The 20,638-nt window shown below is 62.5% G+C and carries 14 protein-coding genes; 2 read left to right on the top strand and 12 right to left on the bottom strand.

Annotated elements, in window-relative coordinates; translation table 11 throughout:
• Window positions 1-21 precede the first annotated feature (21 nt).
• The 6 genes from JM946_RS19730 to JM946_RS19705 all read right to left on the bottom strand — a co-directional run bounded on the left by JM946_RS19730 (window position 22) and on the right by JM946_RS19705 (window position 10,928).
• On the bottom strand, window positions 22-2,529 hold the full coding sequence (locus JM946_RS19730) for a DUF7133 domain-containing protein (RefSeq protein ID WP_203169079.1): 2,508 nt from the start codon (window positions 2,527-2,529) through the stop codon (window positions 22-24).
• A 14-nt stretch (window positions 2,530-2,543) separates the two neighbouring features.
• Window positions 2,544-3,920 carry a putative oxidoreductase C-terminal domain-containing protein gene (locus JM946_RS19725; RefSeq protein WP_203169078.1) on the bottom strand — a complete coding sequence of 459 codons (1,377 nt, stop codon included), beginning with the start codon at window positions 3,918-3,920 and terminating at the stop codon, window positions 2,544-2,546.
• A gap of 23 nt (window positions 3,921-3,943) precedes the next feature.
• Entirely contained in the window at window positions 3,944-5,311 is a 1,368-nt protein-coding gene (locus tag JM946_RS19720) for a Gfo/Idh/MocA family protein (RefSeq protein ID WP_203169077.1), read from the bottom strand.
• A gap of 49 nt (window positions 5,312-5,360) precedes the next feature.
• Window positions 5,361-8,174, bottom strand: coding sequence for a TonB-dependent receptor (locus JM946_RS19715; RefSeq protein WP_203169076.1), 2,814 nt, complete (start codon window positions 8,172-8,174; stop codon window positions 5,361-5,363).
• A 228-nt stretch (window positions 8,175-8,402) separates the two neighbouring features.
• A complete protein-coding gene (locus tag JM946_RS19710) occupies window positions 8,403-9,560 on the bottom strand; it encodes a Gfo/Idh/MocA family protein (protein WP_203169075.1) in 1,158 nt (385 codons plus the stop codon).
• Window positions 9,561-9,590: 30 nt separating this feature from the next.
• Window positions 9,591-10,928 (bottom strand): 3-keto-disaccharide hydrolase, encoded by a 1,338-nt coding sequence (locus JM946_RS19705; protein ID WP_218042997.1) that lies wholly within the window; start codon window positions 10,926-10,928, stop codon window positions 9,591-9,593.
• Window positions 10,929-11,151: 223 nt separating this feature from the next.
• On the opposite strand from JM946_RS19705, the gene JM946_RS19700 reads away from it, so the two are divergent.
• Window positions 11,152-11,538: a hypothetical protein gene (locus JM946_RS19700; protein WP_203169073.1), complete on the top strand. Its 387-nt coding sequence runs from the start codon at window positions 11,152-11,154 to the stop codon at window positions 11,536-11,538.
• A 14-nt stretch (window positions 11,539-11,552) separates the two neighbouring features.
• Window positions 11,553-11,975 (top strand): GNAT family N-acetyltransferase, encoded by a 423-nt coding sequence (locus JM946_RS19695; protein ID WP_203169072.1) that lies wholly within the window; start codon window positions 11,553-11,555, stop codon window positions 11,973-11,975.
• Window positions 11,976-12,021: 46 nt separating this feature from the next.
• Here the strand turns inward: JM946_RS19695 and JM946_RS19690 are convergent, their stop codons facing one another.
• The 6 genes from JM946_RS19690 to JM946_RS19665 all read right to left on the bottom strand — a co-directional run bounded on the left by JM946_RS19690 (window position 12,022) and on the right by JM946_RS19665 (window position 20,636).
• Complete coding sequence (locus JM946_RS19690; protein ID WP_203169071.1) at window positions 12,022-15,195, bottom strand: TonB-dependent receptor; 3,174 nt, start codon at window positions 15,193-15,195, stop codon at window positions 12,022-12,024.
• A 120-nt stretch (window positions 15,196-15,315) separates the two neighbouring features.
• Window positions 15,316-16,410, bottom strand: a complete 1,095-nt coding sequence (locus JM946_RS19685) for a FecR family protein (protein WP_203169070.1) — start codon at window positions 16,408-16,410, stop codon at window positions 15,316-15,318.
• A 3-nt stretch (window positions 16,411-16,413) separates the two neighbouring features.
• On the bottom strand, window positions 16,414-16,905 hold the full coding sequence (locus JM946_RS19680) for an RNA polymerase sigma factor (RefSeq protein WP_203169069.1): 492 nt from the start codon (window positions 16,903-16,905) through the stop codon (window positions 16,414-16,416).
• Window positions 16,906-16,983: 78 nt separating this feature from the next.
• Window positions 16,984-18,357, bottom strand: coding sequence for a glycoside hydrolase family 27 protein (locus JM946_RS19675; protein ID WP_203169068.1), 1,374 nt, complete (start codon window positions 18,355-18,357; stop codon window positions 16,984-16,986).
• A gap of 172 nt (window positions 18,358-18,529) precedes the next feature.
• Window positions 18,530-19,066 (bottom strand): RidA family protein, encoded by a 537-nt coding sequence (locus tag JM946_RS19670; protein WP_230979829.1) that lies wholly within the window; start codon window positions 19,064-19,066, stop codon window positions 18,530-18,532.
• Window positions 19,067-19,082: 16 nt separating this feature from the next.
• Entirely contained in the window at window positions 19,083-20,636 is a 1,554-nt protein-coding gene (locus JM946_RS19665) for a flavin monoamine oxidase family protein (protein ID WP_218042996.1), read from the bottom strand.
• Window positions 20,637-20,638: the final 2 nt, after the last annotated feature.

Raw genomic sequence — 20,638 nt, 5'->3', positions numbered from 1 at the left:
GGCGTTACCTGAACGATCCGTTCAGCGAAGCGGCTGGAGCTCTTCGTCGCTCCACGGCTCGTCGCGATGTGACACGACGTCGCGAATGGACTTGACCGTGTCTGCGTCGATGGGTGAAGCCTCGTTGCCCCACGACCGGCGCACATAGGTAAGTATGGCAGCGACAGTCGCATCGTCGAGCGAGCCGCCCAGGCCGGGCATGGCGAGCTGATCGACCTTGCCGTTGAGCACGATACGGACCAGCGCTTGCGGCGACCCATTCACCCATTGCGATCCGGCCAACGCGGGCGCCAGACCGGCCATGCCCTGACCTTCGTCCTGATGGCAGGCGGCGCAGACTGCGAATGCGATCCGTCCTCTTTCGTACTGCTGACGCTGCTCGGGCGTGAGCTTCGCCAGTGACGCGGCGGCATCGACAGTCGCTCCTCGCCACCGCAACGACTTCAGCAGCAGCGCTGCTCTCGACGCATCGGCAGCGTTGCTCGATGCGTACGCCTGCAAAGCGCGAGGCTCGGCCGCCAGAAACGCCATGCGTCGCGAGCCATCGCTCGCTCGAGGAATGAGGCGATCGACACCATCGAGCAGCGCAGCGTGCACCCACGGCTGCGTCTTCGAATCGTTCAAGCGATTCAGCAACGCTTGAGTCTGCTCGGCATTCCCCGAGTGCAGCACGGTGGCGGTTGCTACCGCCAAGACGGGCGCCATCATCGCGATATCGTTCGTGGCGTCGCTTGCCATCAGCGTCGCCGCAAATGCGAACTCCCGTCCGGCGAGGCTGCTTACAATCGCATCGGCCACATAGGGCAGCGAACCCGCTTGCTGTGCGATCTCCAGCAGTGCCGGGTCGGCATGTTTGGCCGGGGCGCTGCCCAACGAAAGCGCGACCTGACGAACCACGGCAGGCTCATTCCATCGAGCCCGCTCGAGCATCGCCGTGACGGTGCGCTCCGGTTCCGTCTTCAAGAACCGCTCGGCCACTCGCACGCCAGTAGCGGCGACGCGGGGCTCGGCGTCGCGAAGCGCGGCCGCCGCGGTCGACCAATCGATGGCGTCGACGCCGTCCAGCGTCCACAGCGCATGGACCCGAGTCGCCGGTCGAGGCGAGGAAGTCACAAGTTGACGAAGCGCGGGGGACACGCTTGCATCGTGACGTTCGACAAGCAGACGTTGCGCCGTCTCTCGCACCCATGCTTCGTCATGGTCGAGCGCCTTCGCGAGCTGCGGCGGCTTCGCTTTGGAGAGATTCGGTATCGGGCGACGTTGCGCATTCTCCGGCACGATGCGATATACGCGCCCCATGCCGAGCGGCGCTTCCAAGCCGCGCTCCTTGATCTGATTGCGCAGATAGGTCGTTAGAAAGATGCGGTGCTGAATCACGCCGCGATACATGTCGACGACGTACAGCGAGCCGTCCGGACCGTTGTAGACGCTGACCGGTCGGAAGCGCTCATCGGTGGAGGCGAGGAATTCGGTTTGGTGATACGCGTTGCGAACGTGAGGCTCGCCCTCGCGCTGTTCGATGATCAGGCGTTTCACCAGATTGCCCGCGGGCTCGGCGATGAAGGCGTCGCCCCGGAAGCTCTCTGGAAACAGCGAGCCACGATAGATGGCCGGGCCACAGGCTGCGGTGAGCACCGGCAGCGTGCCGTCTTCGCGCAGGATCTTGTAGCCGCGATTGACACCTGTATTCACTCGCGCCGGCCACACCGATATCTCACTCGATCCGGCCATCTGTACATTGGCGCCGCGCGGATTGGGCAGATGACGATTGCGGAGCAGATATTCGGCGGGCAGCGCATCCGTGAACAGCGCGACACTATTGTTGTTGAAGTACAGCTGACCGAAATCGTCCTGAGCGATGCCCCACTGGCCGCGGAACGCCGTCGGCTCACGCCGCCATTTGCCTGCCTGATAGCGGAAGCGAGTGGTGTGGTTGGCGCTGTAGATCCAGTTGTCCAGGCCCCACAACAAACCGTTGGCGCTATGCTCCGGATTGGTGGGATTGCCGTAGTCGTTCGCGATTGGCTGCTTGTCATCCATCTTGCCGTCGCCGTTGGTGTCGCGCATGAACCAGAGGTTCGGCGGTTCGGCCACCAGCACGCCGTCGCCGACCAGCGCGATGGCTCGCGGCAGGATCAACCCGTTGGCGAACTCGGTGCGCTTGTCCATGCGACCGTCGTTGTCGGTGTCTTCGAGCGTGGCGATGGTGCCGATCGGCGCGTCTTCGCCTGTGCCGTCGACGTTCGGCATGAACGCGCGCATTTCGACGACCCACATTCGACCGTCCGGCCCGATGGTCATGGCTACGGGATCGAACACCAGCGGATCGCTCGCAACCAGTTCGACACGGAAGCCCGGCGCGACACGCAATGTTCTCAACGCAGCTTCCGGGCTCAACGCCGGCGCAGGCGGCGCTTCGATCTTGGGCGCGTCTTGTTTCTCTCCTGGCCTATCGCCGCTCTGCGCCTGCGCTTGCCACGCGGGTGCGCATACGAGCATGGCGGCGAGGGCCGCCGCCGAGAATCGCATTCGGTGCTCGCGTGTTAGTTCGATGCCGCGCGACTGAGTTCGTAGGCCTGCATGATCGTGCTGTACTTGGTCAGCATGTTTGGAACTTCCCATCCCGGAAGCTTGCCCGAACGCAGGTATTTGAGGAAGTTCTCCGTCACTTGCGCGAAGTGCGCTTCATGGCCGACGTTGTACTTCTCCGGCACCGTGACAGCCCATCGCTCGCCGTCGCGGCGCACGCCGACGCCCGGATATTCATCCTGCAGCGATGCGATCGCGCTTTTCACTGCGGCCTCGTGCGCGGCGGCGCTCACGTTGCTGGCGCGTTCGATGTAGAGCATGGGCTTGAACTTCTCGGCCGGGCCCTGCTGGATGGTGAGCGTCGCTTTGGAGCCGCGCATCACCGAGAAGTGAGTGTCGCCGCCGCCTGCCGGCGCTTCGAAGTCCCATTTCACCGAGACCAGCGCATGCACACCGCGCAGCCGATAGGTGAACTCGCCATTGGCGTACACGCCGAGTACGCCGTTCTGCACATCCTGTCTCAGGAAGTCTGGAAACGCCGGCGCCCCCGTGACTTTGCGAAATTGATCCAGCGTCATCGACGTACGGCTGTGCTTCGCGCTTAGCACCTTGGCATCCGCGGGCTGCAGCGCCTGTTCCGGAAACGCCTGCCATTGCACCAGATCCACCAGGTGAGTGGTGACATCGACCAGGCCTTCGCCTTGCTGACGCACGTCGAAGAACCACTGCGGCCGCTTCAGCGGCGAGCCGGCGACGACCTTGGAGAAGTGATGCACGCTCTCCTTGCGAATGGCCGGATCGGTGGGGCTGCCCTTCTGCAACGAGCCGAACAGCCCGGCCCGCTGCGACAGCTCACGTTGCAGGATGGACGTGATCTCGAAGCGCTCGGTCATGATGTCGTAGAGCAGCGTGCCTTTTTTCTCGGCAACTGCAAACGCCTGCTTCAGTTTCTCGAGATCGGGCGGCGTGATGGCCATGGGCTTGTCGGCCAGCACATTCAGACCCGCTTCGACCGAGCTCAAGATGTACTGCGCCTTCTGCGCATTGTTGCCGGAGATCACGACGACGTTGCCGCGGCGATCCTCGAGCATGCGCTGCAAGTAGTCAGGGCCGGTATAGACCTCGGTGCGCCAGTGAGTGGGCTGCTCCTGGCGCGAGTTGAATCCCTCGATGCGCTTCATGTGCTCGAGCACGTCATCGCCCTTGGGCGCGTAGACATGCACCAGCGGGTCGACGCCCCGGTACATATATTTCTGCACCAGGGCCGCATGGAAGTGACCGGGATCGAGCGTCAGCAGGCGCACCGGTTCGGTGACGCCTTCGGCGCGAGAAGCCAGGGCAAGGCCGAGCAGCAGCGTCGCGCCGGCGACTCGCTTCAACAGATGTTTCATCGACAGAGTTCTCGTGGGGTCGCTCAGCTCTTGATCAGACGGCCGATGCCGTACGGGGCGCGCTCCGGCCGCGACAGCAAGGCGTTCGCCTGCTCGTCGTTGACGAAACGTTCGGACTTCACGTCCCAGGTGAGCGGGCGCTGCAGCTTCATGGCGATCCAGCTGACGATACATGCGCTGCCGCTGCGATGAGCGATGTGGGCGGGCGCGAGCGGCTGCTTGCGAGAGCGCACGCTTTCCAGCCAGTTCTTGTGATGACTGTCGCTGCGAGGCAGTTCCACTTTCAAGCCCTTCGGATCGAGCAGGCGTTGGTCGCTGGCGTCCAGCGGCGGCATGGTCTTGCCCGAACTGGGATCGCTCGCGGTCGCGGTGCCGTCGCGCGTCACCCAGATCCAGCCGTCGTCGCCAAAGAACTTCAAGCCATTGTTGTGCTTGTCGGAGACATGCACCTTGATATCGCCGGGATAGGTGAGCTTCACGTCGTACGCGCCGTGCACGTTCCAGATTTTGTTGGTCGGAAACTCGGCGCTGCCTTCGACGCGCGACGGACCGCTCGACTCCAGGTCGAGCGCCCAATGCATCGTGTCGTAGTGATGCGAGCCCCAGCCCGTGATCATGCCGAGACAGAATGCTTCGTTGCGCAGCCAGCCGGGGCGTGAATAACCCTGGCGCGGATGCACGCGTTGCTCGGTGTAGTACGCGAACTGTGCGGGGCCGAGCCACTGAGCGTAATCGAGTCCCTCGGGCACCGGCTGCACCGGATCGTCCGGCGCGGTGGGGTCGATGGGCAGACCGATTTCGACACGGCGGACCTGACCGATACGGCCGGAGCGGATCAACTCGGCCGCCTGTCTGAATTGTTTCCACGAGCGCTGCTGACTGCCGACCTGCAGGATTCGTTTGGTGCGCGCCACTGCGTCTCTGAGCACGATACCTTCGGCGATGGTCATCGTGAACGGCTTCTGCAGGTAAACATCCTTGCCGGCCAGCACGGCCGCGAGCGCCGGCTCCGCATGCCAATGATCCGGCGTGCTGATGACCACCGCGTCAATGTCCTTGCGCTCCAGGATTTCGCGGTAGTCTTTGTGCACGCTCACTTGCGGCGCGCTTCCGCCGATCTGTCGATACAACTCTTCGACGCGCTTTTTGCCGTCGGCCGCGCGATTGGCGTCGACATCGCAGACCGCCACGATGTCGGCCATCCCGGACTTGAGCACGCCGACCATGTCATGGTCTCGCGCGATGCGGCCACAACCGATCTGACCCACGCGAATGCGGCTGTTGGGCCCGGCAGCGAGCACATGGCTCGGCAGGATCAGCGGCAACGACACGCCCAGCAGCGTCTTACCGAAAGTCCGGCGGGAAAAAGAATCGGCCTGTCGTGATCTCATGAGCGTGATCCCTAAGCGTGATCTTTAAGCGTGATCCAAAAGAGTGATTCTAAAACTGTCCGCGAATCCCAAGGATGTACTGCCGACCCGGGCGATTCAACGTATTGGCACGGTTGCGGTAGCCGTAGAAGGAATATTCTTCCTCATCGAGCAGGTTGAGCACTTCCAGGCTCAGGGTCAGATCCTGGCCGAGCGCGCTGAAGTTTACGCTGCTGTTCAGGTCGAGGTAACCGCCTTGATAACGGAACCCGGCCTCCGGCGAGGTGGAGCCGCAGTTCTCCTCGCATTCGACATAGTCGTCGCGATAGTTATAGGACAGCCGCGTGGCGAAGCGGTCCTGCTCGTAGTAGACCACCGCGTTGTAGTTGGTTTTCGCCAGGCCGACGATGACCTGGCTGCCGGAGTCCAGTCGCGTGTAATTGAGCGTGACGCCCAGACCGTTCAGCAGATTGTCCAGCCGCTGCTGATAGAGCAGCTCCGCGCCCTTCAGATAAGTCACATCGTCGACGTTCACCGGCGTATTGAACAGCAGTATGGTGTCGAGCCCGTTGGGCAGCAGCGCCAGAATGGTCGGATCGGTGATGGTGTCGAGCGGGATGCCGGCGTTGCGGAACGGCTGCGGCGCGATGACTCTTTCGACAAACCCGGTAATTTCCTTGTAGAACACGTTGCCGCCCAGCACCGCGCCTTCGGAGAAATACCACTCCACGCCGCCGTCGAGCTGATCGGCGAGGTACGGCTGCAGGTTCTGATTGCCTTGCGAGACCACGCCGGCGGTGCTGATGCCCGTGAAGGGCTGCAGATCGTTGGGATTCGGCCGCGTCATGGTCTGCGATATCGAGAACCTGGCGAGCACCGTGTCGCTCACTTCGTAAGCGAGATTGAGCGAAGGCAGGAATTCGGAATATTCCCCGTCGATGGTGTTCCGGCCGTAGTCATCCTTGCGAATGCCGAACAGATTGGTGGCTGGCGCGGGCGTGGTGGCCAGGCGAATGAAGCCCTGCATCTCGTGCTCGGTCTTGACGTAGCGCAATCCAGCGTTGACCCGCAGCGTGCGGTCCCACACCTGGAAGGCGGCGTTGGCTTCGATGTAGGCCGACAGGTTGTCCTCCTCGAAGCTGCCGGAATTCTGGAAGTCCAGATTGGCGTTGGCGTCGAGCACACCGGGGTCCATCATTCTGCTGAAGGCGCGCAGATCGCTCACGATCCAACGGTTGTAGCCCGCCGGGTCGTCGAAGTGCTCGCCGTAGTTCACGGGCACGACTTCGGAGAAATCGGTGATATCGAAATCCCTGAGCGCCGCGCCGCCGGTATAGCCGAAGGGCGTGAGCGCGGTGCCCTGGTCGAAGCCCACCGACGACGAGTAGGTCAGGCGTTCGCGGAAGTACTTGTTGGCCAGCGCGCCGATGCGAATGTTCCTTTCATCGTCGCCCAAGGTGAGATCGAGCGCGAGATTCTCGTTCTCCTCCTCGCGGGTGCGGGGCTGCACGCGAACGGTATTGAACCGCCAGTTGCTCGAATTGGCGAGATCCAGATGCGGCGTGATGACAGGGATGCCGTCGCGCACCTGCAGGTCGACTTGCCCCGGCTCCGACAGAAACAGGTAGGTGGTCATGCGCCAGCGGAAATCGGATTCCGCCTTGGACGCCTTGGCGCTCAGATGGACCTGGTCGGCGATCTGCCAGGAGCCGCCCAAGCCGACGTGCTTAAAGTCCGACTCCTGTTGAAACAGGCGGTTCTCCGACCAGAACTTGGCGTTCAGCAGCGAGCCGCTGGTGAGCGTGTTGTTGCCGTCCACGCTGAAGTTGCTCGGCGTGATGTAGCCGAAGCCGGTTTCGTTGTCGGTGTTACTGGTGGTGTTTCGCACCAGCAGATTGTTGGCGTAGCGATCGAAGTCGGATTCCAGCTTGGCGTAGATCACATCCAGGTTGAACTGCAGCGCATCGGTCGGCGCCCACTGCAACGCCAGCGTGCCGCCGATGCGATCGCGATCGCCGATCTGCACTTCGGGGCGGCCCAGGCGCGGCACCTGGGTGCGGCTCAGTTGCGCATTGGTGAGGCCCGACTCGTTGATGAAATCCGGCGCCTGATTGGCGGGTGAGGCAAACACGCTGGGCAGGTTCCAGGTAAAGCCTGCGTCATAGGGCCGGCCAATTTCGTTGCCGGGAACGCGGCCCGACGTCCAGCCTTGGGACGACCAGCCGTCGGTGCGGAAGGTGCGTTGTGACGTCGAAACGCTCAACAGCGCGCCGAATCTGTCGTTCCAATTCTTGCTGATCAGGAAGCTGCCGCGCGGATCGACTTCTTCGGAGGTCGATTGATAGGCAGCTTGCAGTTGATAGCTCGCTTGAAAATCGTTGTAGTCGAACGGTCGCGGCGTGCGCAGATCGATGGTGCCCGACAGACCGCCCTCGACGAGGCTGGCGCGCGGTGTCTTGGAAACCTGCAGGGTGCTGAAGATCTCCGAGGGCAGCAGATCGAAATCGAACTCGCGATTGCGCGCCTGTTGATCGACGCTGCCTTCGGACGCCGCCGAAATGGGCATGCCGTCGAACAGCACACGCGCGAAACTCGGGCCCAGACCGCGGATCGAGATTTGCTGACCTTCGCCGTTGGTGCGCGAGATCTGCACGCCCGGCACGCGTTGCAGCGCTTCGGCGAGATTGTTGTCCGGCAGCTTGCCTACGTCTTCGGCGGAAATGGAGTCGGTGAAGTTGACCGAATCGCGCTTTGCTTCCAGTGCGACTTCGAGACTTTCGCGGAAGCCGGTGACGATGACTTCTTCCACGTTTTGGGCTGCCGCCACGCCGCCGAGACACAGCGACAACACGCTCACACCCGTCCTGGAGATCCCCCGATTCATATCAGCTCCTCCCGCTTGCGCAGACCATGGGCCGAATCGATGCGGAGGAAACATTCGATTTACCGCGGACGAGCGCGGCCGTGGCCGCGTGACACGCGACCTGATCAATCGGATTCCCCCTGGCGGGCCACTTTCAACGTGTGGAAAGTGGCCTGACCAGTGGATTGTTAGTCGATCGCTGGGAGCCTGTCAATTACGGTGTTGGGACCGCTAACGTGGCCTGACCAGTTAAGTCAGCACCGGGTTGGTAGCATGTTTTTGCGCGGTGAGCACCAATTCGGCGGCGAGCAGCGCCTGCTCCTGGTTCTGCGCGACCTCGGTGCGCTCGACGATGTCGGTGACGAACTGCGGGCCGAACGGCAGGGCGACGGCGTTGCAGTCGATGTAGCGCGCCTGTTTCTTGTCGACGATGTACAGATGATTGCCGCCGGGCAGATTCGACGCCACGTTCACGTATTTGCGCAGCTCGATATAGCCTTCGGTACCGAGCACGAACAGTCGGCCGTCGCCCCAGGTGCTCAGGCCGTCGGGTGTGTACCAGTCGACGCGGATGTAGCCCGTGCCGCCGTCGCCGACCACGGTCATGTCGCCGAAGTCTTCGAACTTCGGACGATCGGGGTGCGCGAGATTGCCGGTCTGCGAAGCGACCACGCGCGCCCTGGTGCTGTTGGTGTAGTACAGAAATTGATCGGCTTGATGGGAGCCGATGTCGGTGAGAATGCCGCCGAAGCGCGCTTTGTCCCAGAACCAGTCGGGACGCGACGGCGCATTGACCCGGTGCGGCCCGAGATTGATGGTTTGCACCACGCGGCCGATCGCGCCCTGACGGATCAACTCGCCCGCATACACGGCCGAGCGCACTTCGAGACGCTCCGAATACATGATCGCGAATTTTCGGCCGGTCTCTTTGACCGCCTTGCGAACCTCTGCGAGCTGCTCCAGCGTGACGATGCCAGGTTTGTCGGCGAGGTAATCCTTACCGGCTCGCATCGCTCGCACGCCCAGCGGCGCCCGCAGATCGGGGATCGGCGCGGCCGCGATCAGTTGAATGGTCTTGTCTTCGAGAATCTCATCTTCGCTGCGCGCGACTTTGATGTCGCCGAACCTGGCGCGAAAGTCAGCAACTTGTTTTGGATCCGCGCCGTACACGGCCACCAGCTTGCCGCCGCCGCGCTGGATCGCGGCGGTCATGCTGTAGATGTGCCCATGGTCGAGGCCGATGGCGGCGAAGCGAATCGAATGTTTGGCTGCCGGCGCGGTGGTCTGTGCTTTTTCATGGGCCGCGGGCGCGGCGGCGCCTTGCGCGAGCACTGCTGGCGACATGGAGGACAACATGCCGGCCAGGCCGGCGGATTGCAGGAAGGCGCGACGATCTGTGTTGCTCATGAGAAGTGACCGGTGACTGATGACTGGTGACTAAAGCGCTCGGATCTTGATGCTGCGGAACCGGACTTCGTCGCCGTGATCCTGCAACAGGATGCGGCCACGTTCCAGCTGACCGAATCGGGCGATGTCCTTGAACTTGCTCGCGGCCACGCGTCGCTTGAAATCTTCCGAACCGCGCGTGTAGCTCAACACCTTCACGCCATTGAGCCAGTGTTCGACGCTGCCGTCCGAGCGCGCCACGATGCGGGCATGCTGCCACTGACCGACTTTCGGCGCGAGCCCGACATTGGTCATGAGCCGGGTGCGAGGCTGGATGTCGTAGAGCGAGGCGAGGGTGCGATTGCCGTCGGTGCCTTGTTTTGCATCGGCGTGCCGTTCGTCATCGAGCAGCTGATATTCGAGGCCCAGGGCGTCGCCGCCGTCATAGTCGCCAACGTAGTACATGATGCCGCTGTTGGCGCCTGGCGTGAGTTGGAAATCGAGTTGCAGTTCGAATGCGCCGAAAGTCTCCTCGGTGACGATGTCGCCGCCGCCCCCGCCTGTAACGGTCAGCTCGCCGTCTTTCATGCGCCAGCCACTGGTAGGGAACGCGTCACCCTTGGCGCTGCGCCAGCCCTTTTCGGATTGACCATCCCACAGCAGGCGCCAGCCTTGTTTGCGTTCCACTTCGCTCAGATCGTTGGGAATGGTGTTGCGAACGAAGATGTTCGCTTCGGCCGGCGACGCTGTGGACGTCTGTTTGATCCGCAAGTTGCGCCAGTGAATCTTGCGGCCCACTTCGTCGGGCTTGTCGATGGAATGCACCTGGAGCGCGATGAAGCCGTCCTTGTAAGTCGGATCGACGACGTACGCGGAGAGCTGGCCATTGACCCAGGTGCGCATCGAAGTGCCGATGGCTTCAATGCGAATCTTGTTCCATTCATTGAATTTGTACAGGCCGGGTTGCGGGTTCAGCGTGCCCGGGTACCACCAGCCGGTCATGGCTTCATCGTACAGCCCGCCGGTCCATTGACGTTCCGAAGGGTCCAGATCCATCTGCGGGCCATGCACGCGGCCGTTCATCACCTCCGGCTTGCTGTGGCTGCGAAACTGCACGCCACTATTGGTCGGGCCGACGGTCTGTTTCGCTTCGAACTCCAGAATGAAGTCGCCGTAGGTCTGTTCGGTGGCTAGAAAGCTGTTGGGCGTGCCCGCCTTGGTGGTGCCGACGATGGCGCCGTCGATCACCTCGTAGCTCGCGCTGCCATTGATCAGTCGCCATCCATTCAGCGACTTGCCGTCGAACAACGACTGCCATTCAGCCTCGTTCGCCGCCTGCGCCTGCCAGCAAACCAGCAACAGCGCACTGCATTTCAGCACGAACTTCATCATCGAATCCCTCGCGTAAGGAAGATGTCGCGAGGGGGAGCATAACGGACTGGCGCGGGGCGTGCAGGTGAGGCCCGAGTTGCGCCAGCCGCGAGCCTGCGTTTATCTTGCCAGCCGGGCGGACCGCGCCCGCGAGGTAAAACCGAACATCATGCGATCCGTTGGCAAGCTTCTGGTTCCCGCGCTTCTTGTAGTTATTGCCGGATGCGAACAGCGCGGGCCGATGGTGTACGTGCTCGAGGGCTCACAAGACGTGCAACTGACCGCGACCGCCTCAGCCACCCAGGTGAAGCGGGGCGATCAGGTTGTCCTGCACGTGGAGCAGCGAACCACCGGCCAATGGAAACAAATCCCTCGCAGCGAGCTCACTCAGGGCCAATGCTGGGTGTATCGTCCGCCGGTGGAAGTCGAGGCCGAGGTGGCTCACAGCGTGCAATGGGAAGTCGTGCCGGAGAACTCGGTCGAGTTCCACCAAGAGTTTCAGCTCGACAAGAGCCGGGTGGCCACCATGATGACCCCGGGCAAGATCACCTTGACGCCGATCACCAAGGTCAAATGCGAAGAAGGCCGCACGGTGTACGGCACGCCGGTGGAAATCCAGGTCGAGTAAGCCACGCGCCGCGCATGTCCTCCGCCGATGAGACGCTGACCTTCGAATGGCGTGGCGCGTTCAGCAATCTGGAAGTCAACGAGCTGCACGCCGAGGCGTTCGAGACTCGCGTGTTCGACGAATCCGAATGGAACTGGCGCGAGCTCACCAGCAGACATAGCCTGGGCTGGGTCACCGCCCGACGCGGCGAGACGCTGGTCGGCTTCGTCAACGTGCTCTGGGATGGCCTGGTGCACGCATGGCTTCAGGATGTCATGGTCGCTCGCGCCGCCCGCCGCCAACGCATCGGCATGCGCCTGGTTCTAGCCGCTCGAGACGGCGCCGCCAACGCCGGCTGCGAATTCCTGCACGTCGATTTCGAAGAGCAGATGCGTCGCTTTTATATCGACGAGTGCGGTTTCACCCCGGCGCCCGCCGGGCTCATGCGGCTTCGCTGAACTGCCGTGAGATCGCCGCGGCCGGCGATCTCACGGCGATAAGTTGCTAGAACTCCGCCCTCACGCCCAGCGTATAACGACGCCCTGTTTCTTCCAGCAGCAGGATCTGATTGTCGTAGCGGCCGACGCGGTGCTGTACTTCGTTGCCGAGGTTGACGCCTTCGGCGAACACCGAGAGATGATCGGTGATGGAGTAGCTGGCGCGAGCGTCGAGCTGCTGGTAGGGCTGCACGAACGTGGGTTCCCGACCGAAGCCGACGGCGGTGCGCAGGAAACGTTCGCGGCGGTTCCAGGCGACACGCACCTCGAGCGGCCCGCGCTCGTAGAAGCCGACGACGTTGTAGGAATCGCCCAACCCTTCCAGAGCGAATGTTTGTGAGATGTCCTGCACGTTGAGCTCGGCGCCGCTGTCCACCAGGGTGGCGTTGCCGCCCAGGCCGAAGCCGCTCCACAGGCCGGGCAGCCAGTCGAAGCTGTGCTGCACGCCCATTTCCACGCCTTTGACGGTGGCCTTTTCCAGATTGTCGAGCAGGCTGACCTCGAACACCGGATCGCCGTCGAACAGGTTGTCGCGGTCGGCGATCGGCAGCACCCGATTCTCGACGCTGTTCACCAGGAAGTTCTGCACGTCTTTATAGAACAGGCCCACGGTGATGAAGCCGTTCTCCTGGTAATACCATTCCGCCGACAGATCGACGTTCTTGGACTCGAACGGCTTCAAGTCGGGATTGCCGCTGGACGCCTGCAAATTGCCGGAGCGCGTCGTACCAATCACCAGTCGCGGAGACAACGCGCCCAAGGGCGGACGGGTGAGTGTCTTGGACGCAGCCAGGCGCACGATGACATCGTCGGTGACATTCAAACGGAAGCTCAAGCTTGGCAGAAAGTCGTTATATGTATTGGTCTGGCTGACCGTGACCGGCTCGGGCGCGAGCACGGGGGAATACAGCGTCGGATCGCCGCTGTAGACCAGGTCGAGCAAAGGTTGGGAGAGGCCAAAGGCGGTGGTCTCGGTGCGAACGTAGCGAGCCCCGAGCGTCAGATTCCACGGCATGGCGCCAAGCGATCCTTCAATGCTTGCATCTGCATACAAGGCGGCAACCTGCTCTTCCACACGCGAGGAGTCGGGACGCCGATGCAGCGCGAAGCCGTTCTTCGCTGCCAGTTCGTTCAACGTCGTGCCGGGAGGAAGCCCGCGAGCGGCGTCGCGCGCAGCGGCGGCTTCGGGTGATTCGAGATAGGCAAGCAGCGGATCGATATCGAAGGCCTGCCATGCGGAGGGCACGGAGATCCGGCCGCCGAGATAGCCAGAGCCGACATTGTAGGTTCGCATCAGCTCGTCGGGGATGTCGACGAAGTAGCCGCAATACATACAAAGGATGTCGTTGTCGGTGAGCCGTGTGTCGCGGCTCTGCTTCTCGTCGGAGTAGAAGGCGCCGACGGTGACGCGCCTCAGCACATCGCTGTCCGGCTGCCACTGCGCTTCGATGCGATGCTCGAAGATCTCATCTCTCAGATCGGCGCCACCACCGAGCGGACCGCCGCCGCTGCCGCGCATGTTGAAGTGTGCGACGGGCAGGGTCGGATCCACGTAGTCTTCCGAGGGCACGCCGGATACGGAAGGAATGCCATTGGGTCCGTAGGAGAGGGTATAGATGTCCTTGCGAAAGCCGACCACCGCGACATCCGTGCCTTCGGCGCCACCGGACTTGGCGCGTGACCACGACGAATCGAAGGTGACACCGACGCTATCGCTCACATCCCAGGCGAGATTGAGTCCGCCGGCGTAGATGTCGGTGGGACGATCGCGCACCGAGCGAGTGAAGTCGACCGCGGCTTCGATGGTCTGCGTGATGCTGGTGGCCGTGCGGTTCTCATCGAACGTTGCGGCGGTGATGATCGACGGCGTGACGAAAAAGCCCAGCGAGTTCGCTTCGGTGAACACGCTGAATTCATCGTACATGCCGTCCACGGTCAGGCGCAGGTTGTCGGCGATCTGGTACTGGAACGTGGTGTTGAAGTTGATGCGCTCGCGCTCTTCGTCGATGGGGCTGACATTCAGGTTCTGCGGGATGAAGAACTGATCGTCCTCCGAGTAACCCTGCGCCGCCAGTTGATCTCTGATCAGGGTCATGCTGTCGCGAGGCGCGGTGAGAATGCCGTCGGTGAGAATGCGCTCCGAACGATTCTCTCGCTTTTGGTAGGACGCCGAGACCAGCAGGCCGAGACGACCGTCGGCGAAGGTGTCGCTGATCATGCCGAACACTTCGGGCGTGGTGTTCTCCGACAGATCTTCGTACAACGCCTTGGCGGAGAGAATGCTCTTGAAATCGCCCAGTTCCAGCGGCCGCGGCGTGTGCAGCAGAATGGTCGAGCCGATGCCGCCGTCCTGAAGCAACGCCGTGGAGCTCTTATAAACATCGACGCGCGAGATCAACTCGGCCGGCAGCACATCGAAGTTGAACGAGCGCGCGCCGGTATCCGAGGCGAGCCGCCGACCGTTGAGCAGCACCGTGTTGAACTCCGGTCCGAAGCCGCGCACCGTGACGGCCTGGCCTTCGCCGCCGCTGCGATCGATGGATACGCCGGTGATTCGTTGCAGGGACTCGGCAATGTTGGTGTCCGGAAACTTGCCGAGACTCTCCGAGGCGATCGAATCGACGATCTGGTCGGAATCGCGCTTGATCTCCATGGCCTGGCGCAAGCTGCTGCGAATGCCGGTGACGACGACTTCCTCGAGATCCTGTCCTTCCGCGTCGGTCACCTGCGCGGCGGCCTGACCGCTGGCTACCCCGAACATGACGGCCGAAGCCGCCGAGGCCAGACGAACATTCTTCACTATCGAAGGTTTGCTGATGCGTGGCACGCGATTGTCTCCCGCGTCCGATTTGCCGGCGCCTTCACGCAACGTGGTCGGGGCGGCCGGCAGGATCGTGACGGTGTGGTCGTTGAGGTACTTGAACGTGAGTCCGGTGCCGGCGAGCAGTTGGGCGAGCGCCTCTTCGGGCGTGAATTGGCCGACGGCGCCGCGAGTGCTGAGCGCGTCGACTTCTTCGGAAACATAGACGAGCTGAAAGCTGCGTTCCTTGGCCAAGCTTTGCAGCGCCAGGCCCAGGCCCTGCGCCGGAATGTGAGTTTGTTTCCGGACGGCGGCTTGCGATTCCGCCGTGCCGGACAGTCCCACCAGCGCCAGGCAAACAGCCGCTACGCTCACTCGCATGACATCCCCCAGGCCTCTCGCGCGAGGCACAGTCTCAAGCCCATCGGCTTGGCCGATGTGATGGGCCGTCGTCTAAGGTGCGACGGGCCCTCCTCAATAGAGCGAATCACCAACGATCGGTTACCGCACCACGCGATCTTTCGTGAGATAGATTGCGTCGTCCGTTTCTTCGACGTGCACATCCGCGCGCTCGCGCAGGAACGCGAGCAATGCGCCAGGATCCGTGGAAGCGAACACACCGCTGATGTGAAATTCGTAAAGCTCCGGGTCGCGCAGAACGAGCTGTCGCCGGTTGTAGCGATTGAACTCTTCAGCCACTTCGGTCAGCGTCGCGGCCTCGAACACCAGTTGCCGCTGAGTCCACGCGAGCGCGCGAGCCACGTCGGGACGTGTCACTTGCTTGGCCGCCGTGTCAGTGACAGTGATTTGCTCACCGGCGGCGAGCAGGATGCCGGAAGAGCCCGATTCCGGCAGTCGTGGCATCGACCTGGGCATGTCGACGGCGATGGCTTCCACGCGGGCATCGGGAACATTCGTCAGCACAGAGACTCGACCTTCGACCACCGTCACGACAGTGCCCTCGCGCTTCTTGTTCACATCGAACTGGGTACCGACAGCGCGCACACGCGTGCCGTCGCTGGTGACGATGAAGGGCCTCGCCGCATCTTTCGCCACCCGGAACAGAGCCTGGCCTTCGAGCAGTTCCAAAGCACGCTCATGCTCGGAATAGCGCACGCGGACTTTGGAGCGCGAATTGAGCTCCATGGTCGAGCCGTCGGACAACGCGATCGAGCGTTGCTCGCCGATCTGCGTCACATACACAGGCTCACGGAACAGATACACCCACACCAACGCGGCGAAGCCGATGGCCACGGCGGCGATCGAAGCGTCGAGCCAGCGCATCGGTGCAGAACTGGTCGCGGATCCACCCGGTGTCGCGGGTCGGCTTAGCGCCACGACATTGCTCTGATCGGCACGCGCCTCGTCGATCAGCGTCTGCTCATCCCAGCGGCGTTCAGCATCGAGATTCGGCGCTTCATCCCAGATCGCCGCGAGTTCCAGATACGCGCTCAGGTGCTGCGGCGACTGGCGCAGCCAGGCATCGAACTTGCGACGTGATGCATCGTCGAGTGCGCCGCTGCGGCAGTTCACGAACCACTCCGCAGCTTCGGAGTAGATCTGCGCATTGAGTCTGGCGGAAGAGGGTCGCGCCATGACTCAACCCCGCTCGAGCCGTTGGCGTAACTGCACCAGCGCCTGCATCAGGTTCTTTTTCACCATCGGCAGCGAGGTGCCAAGGCGCTCGGCGATCTGTTCCAGCGACAGGCCGTCGCGACGATGCAGCAGGAAAGTCGCACGAAGCTTGGGCGAGAGTCGATCGAGCTCGGCCTGCAATTGTTCCAGGCATTGCTGCGCGTCCAGATCGAGCACTGGATCGACATCCGGCACAGCGCGTGCGGAGTTCAGCATCTCGCTGAGTTCGACGGAGGGGGGCGCCGCCGATTGTCTCAGCGAGTGCTGTTGAACCACGTGTTGTGCGACCGTGAACAGATACGCCTCCGGCGAGCGGATGGACTCGACGTTCGGCACGCGCAACATGCGCAAATAGACCTCTTGCAGGATGTCCGGAACATCGGCCGAGTTGCGGACCCGCAGCAGCAGGAAACGACGCAGTTTCACGCCATGGCTGGCGACCAGCCCAGTGATCATTGCGCGAGCAGCTTCAGCCGACATGCAGATAAAGAGCGTCTGCCGACGAAGTGGTTACCTCATGGCACGCACTTTCCGTCAGGCCGCAGGGGTGAGGCTGTAAAGAAGACAGGCATGCGGAGCGAGCGACGCCGTCACGCGATCGCGAACGACGCCGAGGTCCCGTTGCGCCCACAGATCGCGCACCTTGACCGACTTCAGTCCCAGGCGAGCGACGTCGTAGTGGACCTGCTTGGTCTCTGCTTTGTCGCTGACGTTGAACATCGCCAGATAGCGCGCTTCGCCTTGCTCGGCGCGCGCCGTCCAAGTCCTTACATTCTCGATGAGCAACGCCGGTTTGTTGTCGCGGCTCGCCTGGTTCACGGCGAGCACCTCACGATTGGTCAGCAGCGCCAGCGTGGCCGGGTCCAGGTGTCGCAGATCGCCGCCCATGATCAGCGGCGAACGCGCGATGGACCACAATGTCATCAAGGTTCGCTGCTCATCGGGCGTGAAACGCGAGTCGCGCTCGCCCATCGCCAGGCGACCCAGCGGCAGCATGTCCGCATCCGGCCACCGCCCGGGCTGTTGGAACAAGGACCAGTTCTCGAGCCGCGTGAACTGCGCCTTCAATTGCGGCCACTCATCCCAGAAGTCATCGCTGATGCGCCACATCTGCGCATACCGGCGCACGTGCTCGCCGCTCACCAGCGGTGTTTCGCCGGGCGAGAGGCTCAGGATGATGGGGCGGCCACAAGCCTGGATCGCGCGGTGCGCCGCTTCGATTTCAGGCGCATTGGCGTCGTAAGGCCGACTCATGTCGTCCATCTTCACGAAGTCGACGTGCCACGAAGCGAGCAGAGCGAACACGCTGTTGTAGTATTCCTGCGCACCTGGTTTGCTCATGTCTACGCCGTACATGTCCGGGTTCCATGGGCACACGCTATTCGTATTGGCAATGTCGCGTGCTTTCCATTTGCCACCGAACACTGGCAGATTGCGCTCGACCGCGAGCCGTGGAATGCCGCGCATCAGGTGTACGCCGAACTTCAATCCGAGCGCATGAACCTTGTCGGCGATGGGCTTGAAGCCTGCGCCTTGCACACTCGAAGGGAATCGGTTCGGCGCTGGCAGCAAGCGCCCGTAGCCATCCATGGTCGGAATCGGCTTGGTGTTGTAGTCGTAGCCCTTGGCTTCGCCTTCGTACCATTGGATATCGATGGTAAAAATGTCATAGCCGAACGGCTTCAGTTCGCGCGCCATGATCTCGGCGTTGGCGAGCGCCTGTTCCTCGGTGATGGTGGTCGCGAACGAATTCCAACTGTTCCAACCCATCGGCGGCCTGGGCGCAAGCAGTTGCTCGGCTCGCTGTTCAGTCGAGTTCGCGCTTGCAGATGTGTTCTGCGCGAGCAACCCAAACGCGCCGGCCGCGGCCAGCAATTCGCGACGATTCAATCCTGTGGACACAGTCATCCCCCCGAGTGCCTGGAGTCATAGAGCGATTCGCCACGAAGTGGTTACCTATCGCGTGGCAAATAATCCCCGACGTGCTCGAGCGGCGCGCACGACTCCGCGGCGGGCCGGTTTTACGCCGGCCCGCCAGGTCGTTTGAATTGTATGAGTAATTACAAGAGATGCAACCGGGTTATTTCTGGGGCTTGGCCAGCTGCACTTCGATCTCCACCAGCATTCCCGGTTGCACCAGCCCTGCGACTTGCACCGTCGAGCGTGCCGGAAGGTGCGGCTGTTGAGCCGTGCCGAAGAACTGCGAGTACGCGGCCATGAAACCTTCGAAATCCATGCGGCCGCCTTTGGCCGGATCGCCGACCAGGTACACCGTCATCGCGACGACGTCGCCGAAGCCGAGTTGCAGCTGATCGAGCGACTCCTTGATTCGCGCGAAAGCGCTCAGTGCCTGTGTCTTGGTATCGCCCCAATAGGCCGCGGTGCCGGCGGGTGCTTTCGGATCCAGCGGCGCGGGCGTGATGCCGCTGTGGAAGATGATGGTCGTGCCCGCCGGAACCTCGACGGCGCGTGCAATGGGGAACTTCGATCCGCCCAGCAACGAGTGCCGGACGACTTCGGTGGGATGTGCATTGTGCGCGAGCAGAGCAGTGCAGATACCTGCACTCGTCAGCTGCAACAGTTGACGGAAGAAGCGGCTGCGGGGCGGTGGGCTCATCATGTGTTCCTTATCCTTATCCGAGAGAAGCACTGGCGCGAACGCGCTGGTCGATATCCGCGATCGCATGGAACGCAGAATGTAGCGCACCTTCCTGCCACCCGGGGTGATAACTCATCTGATCCCCGATCAGGTAGTGGCCGCCCACCGGCGCCTGCAGCGTCCGGAAACACTGGGCCTGCAGCGGCTCGCTCCAGCGCACGGGGCAGCCGAACATGTGATTCATGCGATGCCAGGCGATGCTGATGCTGCTTTCCACGTGGCGGCCATAGCCCGGATGAATCCTCTCGCCCTGCTCGATCGCCAGCTTGGTCCTGGCCGCGGGTGGCAGGCGGGCAAACTTCTCCGCGACCTCGTCGCTGAATGTGTATGCGCCGAGCACCACGCCTTTGTCACGATGAATGTCATGAGTGGGGTACCAGATCTGCTGGATGTCCTGCATGGTCCAGGAGATGCCGCCGTAGATGCCTTCGTTTTCCCAGAAGCGTTGTTTCATCTGCAGCCCGATCTTGAACAGCTTGCCGTGAGGGACGGCGGACAGGGCGTCGCTATATCGCTTGGGGAAGTTATGCTCGATGCGCGCCAGCAGATGCATTGGGATGCAGGTGAGGCAGAAGTCCGCATGCGCGTTGACGGTGCTGCCGCCTTTGCGATAGCGAACAGCGACGCCGGAGTCGCCGATGCGAATCGACTGCACCGGTGAATTCAGTTCGACCAGTGCGCCGATCCTGGCCATGAACGCGGTGACGATGCGATCCATGCCACCGACGGGCTCCATCATCATGGCGGATTGATCATCCAGCTCGCTGAAGCTCATCAGATAGATGAAGCCCGAGCGCAACAGCTCGTGGGCGTCGAGGGGCTGCTTGTAGGCCGGCGGCTTGGTGTAATCGTGGATCGCATAGCCGGCGCGCGTTGAGCCCGCATATTTGAAGCGCTCATCCAGCTCGCCAAACTGGCGCACGTACTCGAGCAGTTGCCGGTAGTCGCGCTGGGTGAATGTCGCGCCAAATGTTTCAGGCCGGATCGATTTCGCCACCAGCTCCGCCAGGAAACCGCGCGAGTCGGCGATGTACTCGCGATTTCGCACCGGCCGCCCGCCGAACATCGCGTCGTCCTGCACCCAGGCGTTGCGATTCTCGTTGATGAAGGGCGCGAGCGCCACGCCCAACTCCTTGCAGTAATTCAAGAGTGCAGCGTGATGGCCAGGGATGCGCGCCGGCCCGGCGTTGAAGTACAGATCCGCATGGCGATCGAACTCGCATCGCTGCGGATACTCCACTTCGTCCACCAGATCGCCGCCCCGCAAAGTGAGATTGCGTCCACCCGGCCGATGCGACGCTTCGATCACCTTCACGGCGTAACCCTTGCGACTCAGCTCATACGCCGCCGCCAATCCGGAGATGCCGGCGCCGAGGATCAACACCGATTTGCCATTGCGCACCGGAGCGATGTCGGGTCGCGCCACCGCGCTCGCCGACATCAACCCCATCCCAACCGCGGCCCGATACACCGCAGTCGAACCCCCGAACGCACCCACCAGGTGAAGAAAGCTACGGCGCGACAGCATTG

It is taken from the genome of Steroidobacter gossypii, from assembly GCF_016801985.1.
GTDB classification, from domain to species: Bacteria; Pseudomonadota; Gammaproteobacteria; order Steroidobacterales; family Steroidobacteraceae; genus Steroidobacter; species Steroidobacter gossypii.
This window is presented reverse-complemented; position numbering and strand designations above follow the sequence as displayed.

Bases quoted from the DNA above. Each gene is read 5' to 3' on its own strand.
- JM946_RS19730 (WP_203169079.1), bottom strand. From the start codon at position 2,529: ATGCGATTCTCGGCGGCGGCCCTCGCCGCCATGCTCGTATGCGCACCC.
- JM946_RS19725 (WP_203169078.1), bottom strand. From the start codon at position 3,920: ATGAAACATCTGTTGAAGCGAGTCGCCGGCGCGACGCTGCTGCTCGGC.
- JM946_RS19720 (WP_203169077.1), bottom strand. From the start codon at position 5,311: ATGAGATCACGACAGGCCGATTCTTTTTCCCGCCGGACTTTCGGTAAG.
- JM946_RS19715 (WP_203169076.1), bottom strand. From the start codon at position 8,174: ATGAATCGGGGGATCTCCAGGACGGGTGTGAGCGTGTTGTCGCTGTGT.
- JM946_RS19710 (WP_203169075.1), bottom strand. From the start codon at position 9,560: ATGAGCAACACAGATCGTCGCGCCTTCCTGCAATCCGCCGGCCTGGCC.
- JM946_RS19705 (WP_218042997.1), bottom strand. From the start codon at position 10,928: ATGAAGTTCGTGCTGAAATGCAGTGCGCTGTTGCTGGTTTGCTGGCAG.
- JM946_RS19700 (WP_203169073.1), top strand. From the start codon at position 11,152: ATGGTGTACGTGCTCGAGGGCTCACAAGACGTGCAACTGACCGCGACC.
- JM946_RS19695 (WP_203169072.1), top strand. From the start codon at position 11,553: ATGTCCTCCGCCGATGAGACGCTGACCTTCGAATGGCGTGGCGCGTTC.
- JM946_RS19690 (WP_203169071.1), bottom strand. From the start codon at position 15,195: ATGCGAGTGAGCGTAGCGGCTGTTTGCCTGGCGCTGGTGGGACTGTCC.
- JM946_RS19685 (WP_203169070.1), bottom strand. From the start codon at position 16,410: ATGGCGCGACCCTCTTCCGCCAGACTCAATGCGCAGATCTACTCCGAA.
- JM946_RS19680 (WP_203169069.1), bottom strand. From the start codon at position 16,905: ATGATCACTGGGCTGGTCGCCAGCCATGGCGTGAAACTGCGTCGTTTC.
- JM946_RS19675 (WP_203169068.1), bottom strand. From the start codon at position 18,357: ATGACTGTGTCCACAGGATTGAATCGTCGCGAATTGCTGGCCGCGGCC.
- JM946_RS19670 (WP_230979829.1), bottom strand. From the start codon at position 19,066: ATGAGCCCACCGCCCCGCAGCCGCTTCTTCCGTCAACTGTTGCAGCTG.
- JM946_RS19665 (WP_218042996.1), bottom strand. From the start codon at position 20,636: ATGCTGTCGCGCCGTAGCTTTCTTCACCTGGTGGGTGCGTTCGGGGGT.